We start from the raw sequence: 19243 nt of genomic DNA on the forward strand, positions 1-19243 counted from the left end.
GATGAGCGACATCAAGCACCTGATCGGCAATTTCGCCGAGGTTCCCCTGGATGAGCCCGCGTCGGCCGCGGTCGACGCCCCGGCGGCGGCGGCATTCGTCGCCGAGGCCGCGGCGGCCAATAACTATGCGCCCGAACAGCTCACCTGGGCCACGCCCGAAGGTATCGACGTCCCACCGGTATTCACCAAGGCCGACCGGGATGGGATTGCCGCCGCGGGCTATCCGCTCGACAGCGTCCCCGGCGTGGCGCCGTTCGTACGCGGCCCGTACCCCACCATGTACGTGAACCAGCCGTGGACCATCCGCCAGTACGCGGGCTTCTCCACCGCCGCGGACTCGAATGCCTTCTACCGCCGCAACCTGCAGGCGGGTCAGAAGGGCCTGTCGGTCGCCTTCGACCTGGCCACCCACCGCGGCTACGACTCCGATCACCCGCGCGTCACCGGTGACGTGGGCATGGCCGGTGTCGCCATCGACTCCATCCTGGACATGCGGGAGCTGTTCGATCACATTCCCCTCGATCAGGTCTCGGTCTCCATGACCATGAACGGCGCGGTGCTGCCCATCCTGGCGCTCTATGTCGTGGCCGCCGAGGAACAGGGCGTCAAGCCCGAACAGTTGGCCGGAACCATTCAGAACGACATTCTGAAAGAGTTCATGGTCCGCAACACCTACATCTATCCGCCCAAGCCGTCCATGCGGATCATCTCCGACATCTTCGCCTTCACCTCCGCGAAGATGCCGAAGTTCAACTCGATCTCCATCTCCGGCTACCACATTCAGGAAGCCGGAGCCACCGCCGACCTGGAGCTGGCCTACACCCTCGCCGACGGCGTGGAGTACATCAAGGCCGGTATCGACGCGGGCATGGCCGTGGACACCTTCGCTCCGCGCCTGTCGTTCTTCTGGGCCATCGGCATGAACTTCTTCATGGAGGTCGCCAAACTCCGTGCGGGCCGCTTGCTCTGGAGCGAACTGGTCGCCGAATTCGAGCCCAAGAGCGCCAAATCCATTGCGCTGCGCACCCATTCGCAGACCTCCGGCTGGTCGCTCACCGCGCAGGACGTATTCAACAATGTGGCGCGCACCTGTGTGGAGGCCATGGCCGCCACCCAGGGCCACACCCAGTCCCTGCACACCAACGCCCTCGACGAGGCCCTGGCGCTGCCGACGGACTTCTCCGCCCGCATCGCCCGCAATACCCAGCTGCTGATCCAGCAGGAGTCCAACACGACACGGCCCGCCGACCCGTGGGGCGGCTCCTACTACGTCGAATGGCTGACCCACCAGCTCGCCGAGCGCGCCCGCGCGCACATCGCCGAGGTGGCCGCGCACGGCGGTATGGCGCAGGCGATTTCGGAAGGCATCCCGAAGCTGCGCATCGAGGAGGCCGCCGCCCGCACCCAGGCGCGCATCGACACCGGCCAGCAGCCGGTCATCGGCGTCAACAAGTACCAGGTCGAAGAGGACACCCCCATCGAGGTCCTCAAGGTCGAGAATTCCCGCGTGCGCGCCGAACAGAACGCCAAGCTGGAACGCCTGCGCGCCGAACGCGATTCGGCCGAGGTCGAGCGGGCCCTGGCCGAATTGACCCGCGCCGCTTCCTCGTCCGAGGGCGGCATGGAGAACAATCTTCTCGCCCTGGCCATCGATGCCGCGTGCGCCAAGGCCACCGTCGGCGAGATCTCCGACGCACTCGAGAAGGTCTACGGCCGCCACCAGGCCGAAATCCGTACGCTCTCCGGCGTTTACCGTGAAGAGGCGGGCAAGGTGACCAATATCAGCCGTGCCATCGAACTGGTCGAGGAATTCGCCGAGGCCGAAGGCCGCCGCCCCCGCATCCTGGTCGCCAAGATGGGCCAGGACGGCCACGACCGCGGCCAGAAGGTGATCGCCACCGCCTTCGCCGACCTCGGCATGGACGTCGACGTGGGCCCCCTGTTCCAGACCCCCGAAGAGGTGGCCCGCCAGGCGGCCGACAACGACGTCCACATCGTCGGCGTCTCCTCCCTGGCCGCCGGTCACCTCACCCTGGTGCCAGCCCTGCGGCAGGCCCTGGCCGATGTCGGCCGCCCCGACATCATGGTCATCGTCGGCGGCGTCATCCCGCCCGGCGACTTCGCCGAACTCTACGAAGCCGGTGCCGCCGCCATCTTCCCGCCCGGCACCGTCATCGCCGACGCCGCCGTCGACCTCATCAAGAAACTGGCCGACTCCCTCGGCCACGAGATCGGCACCGGCGCCACTGAATGAGCGGTGTCGCGCGCGGTGCCGAGGGCGGTGCCGAGGGCGGTGGGAACCGCCCGCGGCTGGGCACCACCGCCGGAGTAGGGGCGCCCGGTGCCGGGGCGCAGGTCGCGGCGCCGGGGCGGCGGGCCATCGATGTGGACGCGCTGGCCGAGCACGTTCGCGCCGGGGAGCGGGCCGCGCTGGCCCGCGCCATCACCCTGGTCGAATCGACTCGCGCCGATCACCGCGAGCTGGCGCAGCAACTGTTGTTGCGGCTGACTCCGGCGGAGGACGCGGTGGTGTCGAATCGCGTAGGTATCACCGGTGTGCCGGGCGTGGGCAAGTCGACCTTCATCGACGCGCTCGGCATGTACCTCATCGGGGAGGGACATCGGGTGGCGGTGCTGGCGGTGGATCCGTCCTCCACGCGGACCGGCGGATCCATTCTGGGCGACAAGACGCGGATGGCGCGGCTGGCGGTGGAGCGGGACGCCTATATTCGGCCCTCGCCGACGGCGGGCACGCTCGGCGGCGTCGCCAAGGCCACGCGCGAGACGATCGTGCTGCTCGAGGCGGCCGGGTACGACGTGATCCTGGTGGAGACCGTCGGGGTCGGACAGTCCGAGGTGACCGTCGCGAACATGGTCGACGTGTTCTGCTTTCTCACCCTGGCCCGGACCGGCGATCAGTTGCAGGGGATCAAGAAGGGTGTGCTCGAGCTCGCCGATCTGGTCGCGGTGAACAAGGCCGACGGGAAGCACGAGCTGGAGGCCAAGACGGCGGCTCGCGAACTGAGTGGTGCGATGCGCTTGATTCACCCGCGTGAATCCCTGTGGCATACACCGGTATTGACGATGAGCGGGTTGAACGGCACTGGGCTGGACCGGTTCTGGGATGTCGTGCTCACCCACCGCCGAGTCCTCACCGAGGCAGGGGAATTCGCGGAGAAGCGCCGCCGTCAGCAGATCGACTGGACCTGGACCATGGTGCACGACAACCTGCTTCGCCGCCTGACCGGCAATCCGGCGGTGAAAGCTCTTCGGCCTCAGGTGGAAAAGCAGATCCGCGACGGTTCGCTCACCCCCGCGCTCGCCGCGGAGGAGATACTGCGCGCCTTCGACGCGAGGAGTTGAGGGGCCTTGGCGGACGATTTCCGGATCAGGGACGGCGTTCCCGGTGACGCGGACGCGGTCGCGGCCATGCACACCGCGAGCTGGCGCACGGCCTACGCGGGCATGATGCCCGACGACTATCTCAACGGCCCGCTGCTGGAGGAACGGCTGTCGCTGTGGCGGACCCGCCTCACCTCCGGCGGCGGTCCGGGGCACCTCCTCATTGCCGAGACCCGTAGCGTCATGGCCGGATTCGTGTATCTGATCCCTCGTCCCGACGGCCGCGTCCTGATCGACAATCTGCATGTCGAACCCACCCGTAAGCGATCCGGCCTGGGCGGGAAGCTGCTGCGCCGCGCCTTCGACTGGGCGGGAGCCACCCACCCGGGCAGCACCGTCTACCTCGAGGTGCTGGCCGCCAACCTGCCCGCCATCGCCTTCTACGAACGCCACGGCGGCGTCCGAACCGCCCATCGCACAGCGGTATTCCCGCAAGGCTTCGAGCTCGAGGAATTCGAGTACACCTGGCCGGAAGTCGCGCGGACAGCGGCCCCCGACGGCCCGCCCGAGGCGTCCGGCGAGCGCGCCCGCTGATCTTGCCGTGCCGATTCGGGTAGGCAACTACTCACGCGAAAAAGTGTGAGATGTCCGAATCTGGGAATCAGGAAAACGGTTCCTACCCCAGGGAGTTCGACATGAACACCGCCGATGCGGTCCGCCGACCGGTGAGTCGGCCGGGACCACTGCCCCAACTCGCCGTGTGCGTCGCCGATATCACCGTCGACGGCGGCACCTCGATGCCGATGCTGTGCCTGCTCACCTCCGACGGTGAGCTCATGGTCCCCACCGGCTGGCAGGATCCACTCGTCGAGGAGGGCGTCGAGCACGACGTCCGCGTCCAGTTCCGCCCCCGCTGGGCCGAACTGCACCCGAACCAACCGGTCCCGCCGGTCCCGGAGGACTACCCGCTGTGGCGCCTGCGCGCCCGCGTCCCCCTCGTCGGCCACGAACTCGAGCCGGTGCGCCTGCGCATCTCCTCGGGCGTCCCGAAATCGCTGACCGCCGGAATACCGCGCCGCATGCCCGACGGCACCGTGCGCCGCTACCTGCTCCGCCTGGCGGCCGTGGCCACCGGCATCCTGTCGGCATTCGTACTGGGCCGCCTGTTCCTGCGCGCCTACCGCGCACTGGCCGAGCGCCTCGCCGGACGAAGCTGAGCGGGTCGAAGGGGCGCCCACCGTAGCCCGGTGTGAAACGTCATCGACCGGGAACTGGTGGCGGACGCTACTCGCGAAATGCCGCCACCAGTTCCCGGTGATCGCCCGTCCATGCTTCGGTTGGGATCTGCGTCGGCGTGGCGGGTGCTCGGCACGCGGGGTCGGGGGCGCAGCGCTACTGCGAGCGGCGGGCCGGGAGGCGGAGCTGTGAAATAGGGTTCTTTCTGCGGTTATGCCGTATTGGTACCTCTGTACTGCGCTTTGATTACGGCGCGGCGAAAGCCCGTCGTTCCGGTCGGCACGGGACGATCCTGGATGCAGCGGCGCTGGTTTCGCGGCGCGCGACGCCAGCGCGGCACGGCATTGCGTCCTGGAAGGAGCGTCGTCATGAACCCCGAGACCCCCGCTGTCGAACCCAAGCGGCCCGCTGCCTATCCGGTGCAGGTGCGCGGTGATCTGGACGAGTCGCTGTCACGCTGGTTGTGGCTGGTGAAGTGGATCCTCGCGATACCGCACTATCTGATCCTCATTCTGCTGTGGATCGGTTACCTGCTGCTCACCATCGTGGCCTTCTTCGCCATCCTGATCACCGGCAAGTACCCGCGCTCGATCTTCGATATCAATGTGGGCATCATGCGCTGGTCGTGGCGGGTGCTGTTCTACAGCTACAACGCACTGGGAACCGACCGGTATCCGCCGTTCTCGCTGCAGCCCGACGACAACTATCCGGCCGACCTGTCCGTCGAATATCCCGAGCAGCTCTCGCGCGGTCTGGTGCTGGTGAAGTGGTGGCTGCTGGCCATCCCGCAGTACCTCATCGTCTGGGCCATGACCGCGGGCAGTGGCGGCTACGGCATGGACGGCGAGTACGCCGCCCCGTACATGCCCGCGCTGCTCGACATCCTGGTCCTGATCGCGGCCGTCGCATTGCTGTTCACGGCGAAATATCCGCGCGGCCTGTTCGATTTCGTCATGGGCGTCAACCGCTGGTCCTACCGGGTGTTCGCCTACGCCTCGCTCATGCGCGACGAGTACCCGCCGTTCCGTCTCGATCAAGGCGCGCGCGAACCCGCACTCTGAAGATTCCTGTCGCAAACGAAGGTCGCGGGCGGATCATCGAAAGGAGAGGGCACGCAATACCGGAAGTGAGATCGAGGCTATGGGCGGGCACGATCAGGTCGAAACCGGCACGCAGCAGGCACCCGCCGAGCCGGTGCCGAGGCAAGGGGGGGGAAGACGCCCGCTCAGGTCGGCGGGCAGGTGGCCGCCCACCTGCCCGCCGGACCGCCCGGTCGGGACCCGCGCTGGACGGTGGGGGAGAACCCCTTGCGGCACAACGTTTCCGATGTCTCGGTATTCACCGTCGGCGCCGGTGCGGTCGCCACCCGCGGCGTACTCGAGGAGTCCGAATCCGGGGCCGGGCCCGAGACGCTGATCTCGGGTGTGTACATCGGCGCTGGTCCGGAGCAACATTTGCTGGAGGGGCCGCGCTGGACCCGGGTCGATGTGGATCCGCCTCAGGCGGCGCAGCGTTTTCTCGACCTGTACGGCGGTGTACTGCATCGTGTGGAAACGTTGGGAGACGGCACCTTTCGCAGTATCCGGTTCGCCTGTGCGGACCGGCCCGGGGTGCTGGTGATGCGCGTGGAGACCACGCGCGAGCTGAACCCGGGTGCGCCGGTGCGCCGCCCGGGCATCGAGTCCGGCGTGCACACGGCCGACATCCCGATCGACGCCATCGCTCACGACGCCGAAACACGCTGTCTGCGTGTGGAATCCGATGCGTGCGGCGCGGTGGTCACGGCGGCCGCGCAGCGGCGCACCGACAGCGGGCTGGACCGGATCATGGCCGTGGTCGCAGACTCGGCCCCGGGACACGGTGCGCTTTCCACCGTTGGGCATGGTGATGACCCGGCGGTTGGGCGCGGTGATGATTCCGCCGCCGGGCATGGCGCCTGCTCCGTCGGGGAAGGCGGTGCGGCTCGGGCGCGGCGGCTGCTGGCGCGGGCCTGGGATACGGGGGTGGACGGGCTGCTGGCCGGTCATCGCGCGGCGTGGGCGCGGCGCTGGGCCACCACCGGCATCGAGCTGCCCGACGATCCCGAGACCGAGATGGCGGTCCGCTTCGCCCTGTTCCAGCTGTGGTGCAATGCGGGCGCGCACGGCGAGAATCCGGTCGGCGCGCGTGGACTGTCCGGTTCCGGGTACAGCGGTCACGTGTTCTGGGATTCGGATGTCTTCGTGCTGCCCGCCCTGGTCAGCATGGATCCGGACGCGGGCGCCGCCATAGTCGCCTACCGGGTGGCCCGGCTGCCCGCCGCTCGCGAACGCGCGCGGGCCGAGGGCAGGCGCGGAGCCCGTTTCCCGTGGGAGTCGGCCCTGGACGGCACCGATGTGACCCCGCGCAGCGGATTCCTCGGCGGTATCGCGGTGCCCATCCTCACCGGGACGCGGGAGGAACACATCACCGCCGACGTCGCCTGGGCCGCGGACCATTACGCCGAATGGACCGGTCGACCCGAATTCCTGGAGACCGCCGCCCGCGATCTGCTCGTCGACACCGCCCGCTGCTGGGCCTCGCGCGTGGACGAGGATTCCGAAGGCCGCGCCCACATCTCGAATATCATCGGCCCCGACGAGTATCACGAATCCGTCGACGACAATGCCTACACCAATGTGATGGCGCGCTGGAATCTGCGCCGCGCCGCCCGGCTACAACCGCGAAACAGCATGGAGGCCAGCGAATTCGCGCAGTGGCGGCACCTGGCCGACCGCATTGCCGATCAGCTGTCGCCGGACGGGCGCTATCAGCAGTTCACCGGCTACTTCAGCCTGGAACCGCTGCTCGCCGCCGAGGTCGCGCGACCACCCCTGGCCGCCGACGTCCTGCTCGGCCAGCAGCGCGTGGCCCGCTCCCAATTGATCAAGCAGCCCAATGTGCTCATGCTGCACCATCTGATCCCCGAGGAGCTCGAACCCGGTTCGCTGTCGGTCAATCTCGACTACTATGCGCCGCGCACCACCCACGGCTCCTCGCTCTCGCCCGCCATCATGGCCGCCCTGCTGGCCCGCGCGGGCCGACCGGACGAGGCCCTGGAAATGCTGCGCGCCGCCCTGCGCCTGGACCTCGACGACCGCACCGCCAGCACCGCCTCCGGCCTGCACATGGCCACCCTGGGCGGGGTGTGGCAGGCCGTCCTGTCCGGGTTCGCGGGCGCGCGGGTCCGCGACGGCGTCCTGCATCTGCATCCCCAATTGCCCGGCGCCTGGCGCGAACTGGGTCTCACATTCCGCTGCCTGGGGCGGCGGGTGTGCCTGCGGATCACGCCCCGCGGCATCGGCGTGCGCACCGACGGACCGATCCGGATGGCGATCGGAACGCGGTCGCCGGTCGTGGTGACCGGCGATATGTGGTGTCCCTTGTCGGAGGAGGAACACGGTGAATGACATCCTGATCCAGCCCACGGAGGCGGCCACTACCGTGGCGGCGTCCCTTGCCGATCTCGTGGCCGCGCGGGTACGCCCCGTCGCCGCGGCGGCATCGGCGGCCGAATTCCTGCGCGAACTCGCCGAGCCGGACGTGCTGCTCGGTGTCGCGGCCCTGGACGGCGGCGGTTGGTCGATTGTCGAAGGATCCGCCAAACCCATTGTGCTGGTGCCGCATTCGCTGCGCCTGGGCGCGGACGTGATCAAGCGCGTACTGGTTCCGCTGGACGGCACCGAGGAGGCCGCGCACGCGGTGGCCGAATCGGTGTGCCTGTTCCGCGCCGCGGGCACCGAGATCGTGGTGCTGCATGTGTTCGACCGCAGCACCGTGCCCGCCTGCTGGGATCAGCCCGCGCACGCCCGCTCGGCCTGGGAGGCGGAATTCCTGGCCCGCCACTGCGTCCCGTACTTCGACGGCCCGCCGCCGCAGGTGACATTGCGCAGCGGCCATCCCGGCGAGCATGTCGTCCAGGTCGCCGAGGACGCCGCCGATCTGATTATTCTGGGCTGGTCGCGGCGGTTGCTGCCGGGCCGCGCCCAGACCGTGCGCACCGCCGTCACAGGGGCGCGAGTGCCGGTCATGCTGGTGCCGACGGTGGCTCCGGCGCAGCGCGACAGCCGGGCGACACGGCAGGGCGCGCCGGTATGACGGACCACGATCCCGATGAACCGGTGATCGATGCCCGCCTGCACGATGCCGTCATCTTCGATATGGACGGCGTGGTCACCGATACCGCCTCCATTCACGCCGCCGTGTGGACGGTGCTGTTCGACGAGTTCCTCGCCCGGCTGCCCGCCGTACCGGGGGAGAATCACGCGCCCTTCACCCGGGCCGATTACCTGCGCCACGTCGACGGTAAACCGCGCTACCGCGGCGTCGCGGATTTCCTTGCCGCCCGGGGTATCTCGCTGCCCTGGGGCGATCCGGCCGATGCGGACGTCGAGAACACCGTGTGCGGTCTGGGCAATCGCAAGGACCGCCTGTTCCGGACCCGGATCGCGCGCACCGGGGTCCCGGTATTCCACTCGACGGTGGCGCTGGTGCGGGAACTGAATGCCGCGGGCGTGGCCACCGCTATCTTCTCCGCCAGTCGCAATGCCGCCGAGGTGCTTTCGGCCGCCGGTATCGGCGAGCTGTTCACGGTGCGCGTGGACGGCGTCGTCGCCGACGAACTCGGCCTGACCGGGAAACCCGATCCCGACATGCTGATCGAGGCGGCCCGTCGCGTGCATGCCGAGCCCGGCGCGACGGTGGTCGTGGAGGACGCGGCGGCCGGGGTGGAAGCGGGTAAGCGCGGCGGGTTCGCGCTGGTGATCGGCATCGATCGCGGCGGCAATGGCGACGGCCTGCGCGCCGCCGGAGCCGACCTGGTGGTCGAGGATCTCGCCGAGGTCGACTTCGGCGGGCTGTGAAACCGCGCGGTACTGTCGAGATCCGATGAATCGACACGCGGCCTCGCTGCTCCCCGGACTCGACCAGTTCCGCGGGTATCGCCCGGCGTGGCTGCGCGCCGACGCGCTGGCCGGGATCACCGTGGCCGCGTACCTGATTCCCCAGGTGATGGCCTATGCGGCGGTCGCGGGGCTGCCGCCGGTGGTCGGGCTCTGGTCGGCCATCGGGCCGCTGCTGGTGTACGTCTTCCTGGGTACCTCCAAGCGGCTGTCGGTGGGGCCGGAGTCGACGACGGCGCTCATGACGGCGGTGGCGCTGGCGCCGCTTGCGGCGGGGGATGCCGGACGCTATGCGGCGCTGGCCGCCGCGCTCGCGCTGCTGGTGGGCGTGATCGGCATTGCCGGGGCGTTCGCCCGCCTGGGCGTGCTGGCCGAGTTGCTGTCGCGGCCGGTGTTGGTCGGCTATCTGGCGGGCACGGCGGGCATCATGATCGCCAGCCAGCTCGGCAAGGTGACCGGCGCGCCGGTCGACGGCGCGACCATTCCGGAGCAGGTGCGCTCGTTTGCCGCGCACATCGATGAACTGCACTGGCAGACAACGGTGCTGGCCGCCGTCACCCTCGCCGCGCTGATCCTGCTCGCCTGGCGGGCGCCGCGGGCGCCGGGCCCGCTGCTGGCGGTGCTGTGCGCCTCCCTCGCGGTCGCGGTGTTCTCTTTGCAGCAGTACGGAATCGGTGTCGTGGGATCGATTCCGGCCGGATTCCCGTCGCCGGGTGTGCCGGATGTGCGCGCCGCCGATCTGGCCGTGTTGATTGTGCCCGCCATCGGCATCGCGCTCGTCGGGTTCTCCGACAATGCGCTCACCGCACGCGCTTTCGCCGCCCGCCACAACGAGCGCATCGACGCCAATCGGGAATTGGGGGCGCTCGGCGCGACCAATATCGCGACCGGTCTGCTGCACGGGTTTCCGGTCAGCTGTAGTGGCAGCCGCACCACCATCGCCGATGTGTCCGGGGCGCGGACCCAGCTGTATTCGGTGGTCTCGGTGGCGACCATCCTGGCGGTGCTGCTGGCCGGGCGCGGCATTCTCGCGAGCTTCCCCACCGCCGCGCTGGGCGCCCTGGTGGTGTACGCGGCCCTGCGCCTGATCGATCTACCAGAGTTCCGGAGGATTGCCCGATTCCGCCGGAGTGAGCTGGTCCTCGCGCTCAGCACGACCGCCGCCGTGCTCGTCTTCGGCGTCCTCTACGGCATCGGTATCGCCATCGCGCTCTCGGTGCTGGATCTGCTGCGCCGGGTGGCGCGCGGCCACGACGCCATTCAGGGCTTCGTCCCGGGTCTGGCGGGCATGCACGACATCGACGACTATCCCGAGGCGAAAGTCGTTCCCGGCCTGGTCGTCTACCGCTACGACGCCCCGCTGTGCTTCGCCAATGCCGAGGACTTCCGCCACCGCGCCCTGGCCGCCGTCGACGCCGCGGCCGACGGCCCGGCTCCGGTCCGCTGGTTCGTGCTCAATGCCGAGGCCAATGTCGAGGTCGATCTGACCGCCCTCGACGCCGTCGAGCAACTGCGCACCGAATTGGCCGCGCGCGATGTCATTTTCGCCATGGCTCGCGTCAAACAGGATCTACGCGATGCCTTGCAGGCGTCCGGTCTGGTCGAGCGCATCGGCCCGGACCGCCTGTATCCGACGCTGCCCACGGCGCTGGCCGCCTACCGTGACCAGACGGGTGAAACGGGCCCCGAGGCTCCGACCGGACACTGATCGGTCCACGGCAGGTGAGTCAGGCGCTCGCGGTGGTGGGACGCGCCGACCGGTTCAGCAGCACGACCGGTATGGCCAGCGCCGCCAGGGACAGGACGGCGAGCAGGCCGTAGCCGCCGACGGCGAAGCCGATGGTGGAGGCCATGGTCGCCAGGGCCGAGCCACCCCAGACGCGCGCTTCCACCGCGCCTTCGAGACGCATCTGTTCCACATCGGGCAGGCTGCCCGAGAGAAGGCTGCTCGCGCCGACGTAGGCGAGATTCCAGCCGAAGCCGAGCAGGAACAGCACGGCCGCCAGGGCGGGGCCGCCCGCGGAGTCGGCGGCCACCACGGCGATCGAGGAGATCGCCAGCAGCGCAAGGCCGGTCGCAATGACGGCCCGGCCGCCGAGGCGGTCGCACAGCAGCCCGGACAGCGGTGCCAGGGCGAACATGCCGAAGGTGTGCGCGGAGATCATGGCGCCGACGGTGTGCAGGCCGTGGCCGTGCTGGTGGATGGCGAGCGGGGCGGCGGTCATGATCGTGGTCATGACGATCTGCGCGACCAGCACGGTGGCCAGGGCCAGCCGCATGGGCGGCAGCCGGGTCGGTCCCGGCGGCGGTGCGGTGGGTGCGCCGCGGCGCAGCGTGGTCGCGGCCAGCGCGACGGCCGCCGTGCCGAGCAGGAAGACTCCGGTCGCGGCCTGGTGCCCGCTCGCCGTCGCGGCCGTCGAGATCGGGGCCAGCAGCAGCGGACCGCCCACGGCCCCAAGGGTTCCCGCCCACACCACCACGGCCAGAATGGTGCCGGGACGATCCGGCCGCATATCGGCGGCCACGTAGCGCGACAGCTGCGCGGCCGAATTGCCCACGCCCAGCAGCACCATACCGGCGATGAGCAGCCACACCGTCACCGTCGACAGCATGGCGAGCAGCCCGCCGAGCGTCCCGATCGCATATCCGGCGACCAGCCCGGCCCGCCGCCCCCACCGCGCCATGACGGCGGTCAGCACGGCCGCCCCGATCGCCGTACCGATCACCCCCGCCGCGCTGGGCAGCCCCGACCAGGCCGCCCCCAATGCCTCTGCGGCGACCAGGGTTCCGAGCGTGCTCGCCGTGACCATGGCCAGGCTCATATAGGCCGCACCCAGGAACAATGCCACCAGCCACCGGCGCGCAACGACCGGCTCCCGCATCCGAATTGCTGTCATGCGGCAACGCTATTAGGCGGATGACCGGGAAAGAAGAAGATCCACAAGGAGATCCGGCCACTTCGCCTGCCGAACGAAACCTATTCGAGCGGTGCGGGTTTACGAATGATCGATCAGCGGATCCGGGATGACACAGGCGATCCGGTGCGGTATCGGTTGAGAATGGACAAAGCCCTGGACGACCTCGACTGGCGCATTCTCGCCGAACTGCAAGCCGACGGCCGCCTGTCCTACAACCAGCTGGCCCGCCGCATTCACCTGTCCGCCCCCGCCGTGGCCGACCGGGTTCGCAAGCTCGAGGAAGCGGGCGTGATCACCGGCTACGAGGCCCGCGTCGACCCGCGCCGCACCGGCCAGCCGGTGCTGGCCTTCATCCAGCTGCGCTGCGCGCTCGGACACTGCCTGTTGAAAACGAGTACCGCCGAGGCGTATCCGGAGGTGGTCGAGGTCCACAAACTCAGCGGCGCGCACTGCACCCTGCTCAAGGTGCGCACCGCCTCGCTGCAACACTTCGAGGGTCTGGCCGAGCGCATCGGCGAACACGGCACCATCGAAACCCATATCGTCCTGTCCACCCAGTACGAGGCGCGCGCGGTCGTCCCGGTGGATGTCGACCGGCCCGTCAGCAATCTGAGTGGCTGGCCGCATTCATGAGCGTCGCGTATCGGAACAGGAGCAGGGCCAGGGCCTGGACGGCGACGATGACCGAGATCAATACGGTGCGGGAGATGTCGTAGAGCAGGCCGGTGAGTGTGCCGCCGAAGGCGGCGACCGCACCGGCGGCGGCAGCGTAGACGCCGTAGGCGGTGGCCCGGTGGGCCGAGCCGACCAGATCGGTGACGACGGCGCGCATGGTGGATTCCTGAATTCCGACCGCGGCGCCCCACAGCAGGACCCCGAGAATCAGCCAGCCGCCGCGTGATTGGAAGACGAGGGCGGCCGATGCGGCGGCCAGTAGTGGCAGCGCCACGAGGACGCGTGGCCCGGTGCGGTCGTAGGCCCAGCCGTCCGGATGCCATGCGGTCGAGTGTGACAGTGCCGGACGGGTTTCCGGCCCGAGGATCGGTTATCCGGTGATGACGGAGGGATTGAGGGTGGGGGAGGGCTTGGCGTCATCGTCGCCGATGACGAGGATGGCCGGGGTTTCGGAGTCGTAGCGCGACCAGGAAGGCAGACCCGGGTGGGTGGGGTCGCCGTCGCGGATGAAGGCGATCCAGGATCGGTGCAGCAGATCGGTGACCCGTTCGGCGCGGGCGGGGTCGAAGTCGCGGACGAAGGGCGCCGCGCTCCAGCGGGGGAGATTGCCGAAGACGAACGGGATTTCGAGGCAGTGGGTGGCGCCGATGGGTGCGCCGACGGGGAAGTTCACGTCGAACTGGTAGACGTGCGCGGGGCGGGCGGCCGACCGCTCACGGGCCAGGTGCAGACCGGGACCGCGGAACCAGGCATCGCCGACGATCCGGATCACCGCCTCGGCGGGCGGGAGCTGTTCGGCTATGGCTGTGGCGTGCTCGCCGTACCGGGCCGCCCAGGCGGTCACCTGCTCGCGGGACGCGTCGCGATAGCTCGGGTCCATGCCGAAGGAGAAGCTGGCCTCGTCGCGGGTCCAGCCCATGAGGATGTCGATATCGGCGTCCGCCAAGGCGGCGGCCGGGTTGCGGGGCAGGGTTTCCGGATCGAGCACCGGGGTGAAGGCCAGCGCCCAGTCGCCGAATCCCCGGTACTCGCCGATCACCGCGGTGGTGCCGAGAATCAGCCGCTCCCACGGCTCCTGCCGCAGCGCCTCGATATCGTCGCCGTGCCCGAGATGCCGTGCCAGGGCGCGGGTGCGGTCGAGGGCCGCGGTCGCGGTCGGGATCGCCGCCGAAAGCGGCGATGTTCTCGGCGATCCACCGCAGTGCGGCGACCTGGTCGGACAGCCAGACATTGGTGTCGCCGAGCCCGGGCAGGAAGCCCAGCGGGCCCAGCCGGTAGTTGAGGGCGACGGAGACCATATCGCCGTCGCGGGCGAAGGTGTCGGTCGCGTAGATGTCGAGATTGCCGGAGCCGGTGAGGAATCCGCCGCCGTGGATCCACACCATGACCGGCCGCCGCGCGTCGTCGGCCGCGGGCGTCCAGATATTGAGGGTCAGGCAGTCCTCGTCGAACGGCGGGTTGCCGTGCGAGCCGAGCAGCGGATGCCCCTGCGGCAGCCACGGTTGCGGGGCCGACGGCCCGTACGCGGTGGCCTCGCGCACCCCGGACCAACCGGGATGCGGGCGTGCGGCGCGCCAGCGGTGCTCGCCGGTCGGCGGCGCGGCATAGGGGACGCCGCGAAAGGCCGTGAGGCTGTCCTCGACGGACCCGCGCAGCAGCCCGGAGCCCGTCTCTCGCGGTCATGGTGGTCCTCGCATTCATCGTGTCGTGCTGTGCGGCAAACTGATTCAGAAGGCGGCGATGCCGGTGATGGCGCGCCCGAGGATGAGCGCGTGAATGTCGTGGGTGCCCTCGTAGGTATTGACCACCTCGAGATTCACCAGATGCCGGGCGATGGCGTACTCGTCGCTGATGCCATTGCCGCCGAGCATGTCTCGCGCGACGCGTGCGATATCGAGGGCCTTGCCGCAGGAATTGCGCTTCATGATGGAGGTGAGTTCGGTTGCGGCCTCGTGCTGTTCGCGCAGGCGGCCCAGGCGCAGGCAGCCCTGCAGGCCGAGCGTGATCTCGGTCAGCATATCGGCGAGCTTGCGCTGCACGAGCTGATTCGCCGCCAGCGGGCGGCCGAACTGGTTGCGCGTGAGCGCATAGCCGCGGGCCCGGTGGTAACAGTCCTCGGCCGCGCCCAGCGCGCCCCAGGCAATGCCGTAGCGGGCGCTGTCGAGACACGTGAACGGCCCACGCAGGCCCCGGATCTCGGGAAAGACATTGTCCTGCGGCACGAACACGCCGTCCATGACGATCTGCCCCGTCACCGAGGCGCGCAGGCCGACCTTGCCCTCGATCTCGGGTGTGCTCAGTCCCGGCATGCCCCGCTCCAGCAGGAATCCGCGGATATCCCCGGCATCGTCCTTGGCCCAGACCACGAACAAATCGGCCAGCGGCGCATTGGTGATCCAGGTCTTGGCGCCGGTCAGCGAGTAGCCGCCCGGCACCGAGCGCGCCCGCGACGCCATCGAACCCGGATCGCTGCCGTGATCGGGCTCGGTGAGCCCGAAGCAGCCGATGTCTTCCCCGGAAGCCATGCGCGGCAGATACTTTCGCTTCTGCTCGACGGTGCCGAACTCATTGATCGGCACCATGACCAGCGAGGACTGCACGCTCATCATCGACCGGTACCCGGAGTCGATCCGCTCCACCTCACGGGCGATGAGACCGTAGGCGACATAGCCGAGTCCCGCGCCGCCGTACTCCTCGGGAATCGTCGGCCCGAGCAATCCGACCGCACCCATCTCCCGGAAGATCTCCGGATCGGTGCGCCCGGTGCGGAAGCCCTCCAGCACGCGTGGCGCCATCCGCTTCTCACAGAAATCGCGTGCGGTCTCGCGCACCGCGCGCTCGTCGTCGGTCAGCTGGGCGTCGAGGGACAGCGGATCGTCCCACCGGAAACGGGATCGGGCGACGGCGGTCATGCGTGGCTCCTCGGTGCCCGGTCGGGCAGGACGGCGGTGACTTCGATCTCGACCCGGGCCTGCGGTTCGACGAGGCGGCGCACCTCGATGGCGGTCATGGCCACATCGAAGTCGCCGATGATCTCCCGGTAGGCCGCGCCGATCTCACGCTGTTCGCGGGCATAGTCGTCGAGATCGGTGAGATACCAGGTCATTCGGACGATATGCGCGGGCGTGGCCCCGGCTTCGGCGAGCACGGCCACGATATTGCGCAGGGCCTGGCGCACCTGGCCGGTGAGGTCTTCGTGGCGGAACACCCCGTCGGCGTCCCAGCCGATCATGCCCGCCACGAACACCAGCTCGCCCCGGACCGCGACGCCATTGGCGTAGCCGCGCGGTCGCGGCCACGCGGGCGGCTGCAGCACCCTCATCGCGCCGCCGCCGAATTGTCACGCGCCGACCGCAAGTGGAAGCGTTGCAGTTTCCCCGTCGGCGTGCGGGGCAGGTCCTCGACGAACACGATCGACCTCGGATACTTGTAGGGAGCCACTGTCTGCTTCACGAAATCCTTGATCTCCTGGGCCAATTCGGAATCGGCCGGATACCCCGGCCGCAGCACCACATACGCCTGCACGATCTGGCCGCGCTCCTCGTCGGGCGCGCCGACGACCGCGCAGTCCGCGACCGCGGCGTGCGCCGCCACCGCGTCCTCAACCTCGGGTGCGGCAATGTTGTATCCGGCCGAGACGATCATGTCGTCGGCGCGGGCGTGGAAGTGGAAATAGCCGTCCTCGTCCACCGAGTAGGCGTCGCCGGTGTAGTTCCAGCCATCGCGCACATAGACGGTCTGCCGGTCGTCGGCGAGATAGCGGCAGCCGGTCGGGCCCTGCACCGCCAGGCGGCCCACCACGCCGGGCCCGACCTCCCGGCCGGACTCGTCGACCACGCGGGCCCGGTAGCCGGGCACGGGCTTACCGGTCGCACCCGGCCGGGCATGCTCCTCATCGGCGGAAATGAAGATGTGCAGCATCTCGGTGGCGCCGATGCCGTCGATGAGCTCGAGCCCGGTGTCCTCCCGCCACAGCGCGCGGGTGCTCGCCGAGAGCGCCTCACCCGCCGAGACGCATTTGCGCAAGGGCGTGGCGCGCAGCGCCGGGCCCGATCGGGCGAGCACCCGGTAGGCGGTCGGGGCGGTGAACAGCACGGTCGCGCCGTACTCGGTGATGGCGTCCAACAGTGTTGCGGGACCGGCCTTGTCGAGCAGCACGGTTGAGGCGCCGATGGCCATCGGGAACAACACCAGGCCGCCCAGCCCGAAGGTGAACGCCAGCGGGGGACTGCCGATGAACACGTCATCGGGTTCCGGGCGCACGATATGGCTCGGGAAGCACCGGCAGATCGCCAGGACATCGCGGTGAAAGTGCGCGGTGGCCTTGGGAATACCGGTGGTGCCGGAGGTGAAGGCGATGAGACAGACATCGGTGGCGGCGGTGTCCACCGCGTCGAATCGCCCGTCGTGGCGGGCCATATCCGCCTCGAGGCCCGCGCCCGCGCCGCCGAAATCACGCACCTGGGTCAGGGGTGATCCGTTGGCGCGCAACGGTTGGAGCTGCTCGGCGAGCCCGGCGTCGCACAGCGCGTGGGTGATCCGCGCCTTGTCGACCATGACGGCGAGTTCCTTGGTGCGCAGCAGCGGCATGGCCGTCACGGCAATGCCACCGGCCTTGATCACCGCCAGCCAGCAGGCCGCGAGCATGGGGCTGTTGGGCCCGTCGAGCAGTACGCGATTGCCCGGTACCAGGCCCATGTCCCGGACCAGCACCGCCGCAATGCGATCGACCCGGTCGCGGACGTCGGAGTAGGTCCAGTCCACCCCCAGGGCGCGCATACAGGGCCGGTCGCCGCGGCCTTCGGCGAGGTGGCGGTCGAGCAGGTCGGCGGCGCAATTGATTCGGTCCGGAAACCGCAGCTCGGACAGCTCCAGCAGAAAATCCGGCCATTGGTCGATGGGCGGCAGATGATCGGCGGCGAAGGTGTCGATATGGGCGGTGCTCATGGTTTCGACCTTGGGGGAGAAGATGATTCGAGATATCAGGAGACGCGGGCGGGTACGCGCAGCAGTTCGCGGGCGATGATCAGCTGCTGCACCTCGGTAGCGCCCTCGTAGATGCGCAAAGCGCGAATATCGCGGTAGAGCTGTTCGACCGGGTGGCCGTGCACGACACCGAGCCCGCCGTGCAACTGCACCGCGGCATCGATGACCTGCTGTGCGCCCTCGGTGGCGGCCATTTTCGCCATGGCCGCCTCGCGCGTCACCGAGCGGCCCCGATCCCGTTGCCAGGCGGCGCGATAGGTGAGCAGCGCGGCCGCGTCGATGGTGGTGGCCATCTGCGCGAGTTTGGCCCGGCTGAGCTGGAAGTCGGACAGGACGCCGCCGAACATCCGCCGGGTGGTGGCGTGTTCGAGGGCCGCGGCCAGGGCGTGGCGCGCGAATCCCAGTGCGGCGGCCGCGACCGAGGTGCGGAAGACGTCCAGGGTGCGCATGGCAATGGCGAATCCTTCGCCCGGGGTCCCGATGCGCTGTGTGTCCGGCACCCGGCAGCTCTCGAATCGCAGTCGCGCCATCGGGTGCGGGGAGATCGGCTCGATGCGTTCGGCGATGTGCAGGCCGGGAGTGTCGGCGTCCACGATGAACGCCGAAATCCCGCGTGCGCCTTCGGCTTCGCCGGTGCGCGCGAACACCACATAGAAGTCGGCGATCCCGCCGTTGGAGATCCAGGTCTTCTCGCCGTCGAGGACGTAGTGCCCGCCGTCGGCGCGCGCGGCGCAGGACAGGGCCGCCGCATCCGAGCCCGCGCCGGATTCCGAGAGCGCGAAGGCGGCCAGCGCCCGCCCGCTCGCCACCCGGGGCAGATAGCGGCGCTTCTGCTCGTCGCTGCCCGCGAGGCTGATGGCGCCGGAGCCGAGACCCTGCATGGCGAAGGCGAAGTCGGCCAGCGCGTCGTAGCGGGCGAGGGTCTCCCGGGCCAGGCAGAGCGCGCGGGTGTCGATGGCTGCGCCGTGCCCGCCGAAGTCGGCGCCCGCCACCGCGTAGCGCAGCCATCCGGCCGCGCCGAGGTCGCGCACGAGCGTGCGACAGCGGTCGTCGACGTCGAGGCCCGCGCCGTCGACGAGATGCGCGGCCGCCCAGGCGTCGAGCGAACTGCCCAGCGCCCGATGGTCATCGGTGAGAAACGGCCAGTCCCAATGATCGCCGGACATA

Annotated in this window: 17 protein-coding genes and 1 pseudogene; 10 read left to right on the forward strand and 8 right to left on the reverse strand. The window is 69.5% G+C overall.

Annotated features, from left to right (window positions below; all coding sequences use genetic code 11):
- Position 1 precedes the first annotated feature (1 nt).
- The 9 genes from scpA to NC4_RS13560 all read left to right on the forward strand — a co-directional run bounded on the left by scpA (position 2) and on the right by NC4_RS13560 (position 11205).
- The gene (gene scpA / locus NC4_RS13520) at positions 2-2254 is read left to right on the forward strand and encodes a methylmalonyl-CoA mutase (protein WP_067537247.1); all 2253 of its coding nucleotides are present in this window, start codon (positions 2-4) and stop codon (positions 2252-2254) included.
- Positions 2251-3363 (forward strand): methylmalonyl Co-A mutase-associated GTPase MeaB, encoded by a 1113-nt coding sequence (meaB, locus tag NC4_RS13525; RefSeq protein WP_084529024.1) that lies wholly within the window; start codon positions 2251-2253, stop codon positions 3361-3363. Before scpA ends, meaB begins: the two co-directional genes overlap by 4 nt.
- Before the next feature lie 6 nt (positions 3364-3369).
- Complete coding sequence (locus NC4_RS13530) at positions 3370-3936, forward strand: GNAT family N-acetyltransferase (protein WP_245721669.1); 567 nt, start codon at positions 3370-3372, stop codon at positions 3934-3936.
- 101 nt (positions 3937-4037) lie between these two features.
- Complete coding sequence (locus NC4_RS13535) at positions 4038-4559, forward strand: hypothetical protein (protein WP_067537250.1); 522 nt, start codon at positions 4038-4040, stop codon at positions 4557-4559.
- A gap of 387 nt (positions 4560-4946) precedes the next feature.
- Positions 4947-5639 carry a DUF4389 domain-containing protein gene (locus NC4_RS13540; protein ID WP_067537252.1) on the forward strand — a complete coding sequence of 231 codons (693 nt, stop codon included), beginning with the start codon at positions 4947-4949 and terminating at the stop codon, positions 5637-5639.
- Positions 5640-5819: 180 nt separating this feature from the next.
- Positions 5820-8006: a glycosyl hydrolase family 65 domain-containing protein gene (locus NC4_RS13545; protein ID WP_067537255.1), complete on the forward strand. Its 2187-nt coding sequence runs from the start codon at positions 5820-5822 to the stop codon at positions 8004-8006.
- Positions 7999-8694, forward strand: coding sequence for a universal stress protein (locus tag NC4_RS13550; protein ID WP_067537258.1), 696 nt, complete (start codon positions 7999-8001; stop codon positions 8692-8694). Before NC4_RS13545 ends, NC4_RS13550 begins: the two co-directional genes overlap by 8 nt.
- Positions 8691-9458: an HAD family hydrolase gene (locus tag NC4_RS13555; RefSeq protein WP_067537260.1), complete on the forward strand. Its 768-nt coding sequence runs from the start codon at positions 8691-8693 to the stop codon at positions 9456-9458. The genes NC4_RS13550 and NC4_RS13555 overlap by 4 nt, the downstream gene beginning before the upstream one ends.
- Positions 9459-9483: 25 nt before the next feature.
- Positions 9484-11205 carry a SulP family inorganic anion transporter gene (locus NC4_RS13560; protein WP_067537263.1) on the forward strand — a complete coding sequence of 574 codons (1722 nt, stop codon included), beginning with the start codon at positions 9484-9486 and terminating at the stop codon, positions 11203-11205.
- Between the two features lie 19 nt (positions 11206-11224).
- Here the strand turns inward: NC4_RS13560 and NC4_RS13565 are convergent, their stop codons facing one another.
- A complete protein-coding gene (locus NC4_RS13565; RefSeq protein ID WP_084529028.1) occupies positions 11225-12394 on the reverse strand; it encodes an MFS transporter in 1170 nt (389 codons plus the stop codon).
- A 162-nt stretch (positions 12395-12556) separates the two neighbouring features.
- Here NC4_RS13565 and NC4_RS13570 point away from each other — a divergent pair, with 162 nt between their 5' ends.
- Positions 12557-13048, forward strand: a complete 492-nt coding sequence (locus tag NC4_RS13570) for an Lrp/AsnC family transcriptional regulator (protein WP_157554672.1) — start codon at positions 12557-12559, stop codon at positions 13046-13048.
- Here NC4_RS13570 and NC4_RS13575 read toward each other — a convergent pair.
- The 7 genes and pseudogenes from NC4_RS13575 to NC4_RS13600 all read right to left on the reverse strand — a co-directional run bounded on the left by NC4_RS13575 (position 13017) and on the right by NC4_RS13600 (position 19242).
- Entirely contained in the window at positions 13017-13457 is a 441-nt protein-coding gene (locus NC4_RS13575; RefSeq protein ID WP_157554674.1) for an MFS transporter, read from the reverse strand. The two genes, NC4_RS13570 and NC4_RS13575, sit on opposite strands and share 32 nt — an antisense overlap.
- Before the next feature lie 3 nt (positions 13458-13460).
- Positions 13461-14321 (reverse strand): carboxylesterase family protein, encoded by an 861-nt coding sequence (locus NC4_RS13580; protein WP_067537274.1) that lies wholly within the window; start codon positions 14319-14321, stop codon positions 13461-13463.
- Positions 14302-14748, reverse strand: a pseudogene (locus NC4_RS43930) (carboxylesterase family protein); the annotation flags it as partial. The pseudogene NC4_RS43930 and the gene NC4_RS13580, both read right to left, overlap by 20 nt.
- A 69-nt stretch (positions 14749-14817) precedes the next feature.
- The gene (locus tag NC4_RS13585) at positions 14818-16002 is read right to left on the reverse strand and encodes an acyl-CoA dehydrogenase (protein WP_067537277.1); all 1185 of its coding nucleotides are present in this window, start codon (positions 16000-16002) and stop codon (positions 14818-14820) included.
- Positions 15999-16412 carry a RidA family protein gene (locus tag NC4_RS13590; protein WP_067537280.1) on the reverse strand — a complete coding sequence of 138 codons (414 nt, stop codon included), beginning with the start codon at positions 16410-16412 and terminating at the stop codon, positions 15999-16001. The genes NC4_RS13585 and NC4_RS13590 overlap by 4 nt, the downstream gene beginning before the upstream one ends.
- A complete protein-coding gene (locus NC4_RS13595) occupies positions 16409-18037 on the reverse strand; it encodes an AMP-binding protein (RefSeq protein ID WP_067537283.1) in 1629 nt (542 codons plus the stop codon). Before NC4_RS13595 ends, NC4_RS13590 begins: the two co-directional genes overlap by 4 nt.
- Before the next feature lie 35 nt (positions 18038-18072).
- Complete coding sequence (locus tag NC4_RS13600; protein WP_067537286.1) at positions 18073-19242, reverse strand: acyl-CoA dehydrogenase family protein; 1170 nt, start codon at positions 19240-19242, stop codon at positions 18073-18075.
- Position 19243: the final 1 nt, after the last annotated feature.

The sequence above is a fragment of the Nocardia crassostreae genome (assembly GCF_001613405.1).
In the GTDB taxonomy this organism is placed as follows: Bacteria; Actinomycetota; Actinomycetes; order Mycobacteriales; family Mycobacteriaceae; genus Nocardia; species Nocardia crassostreae.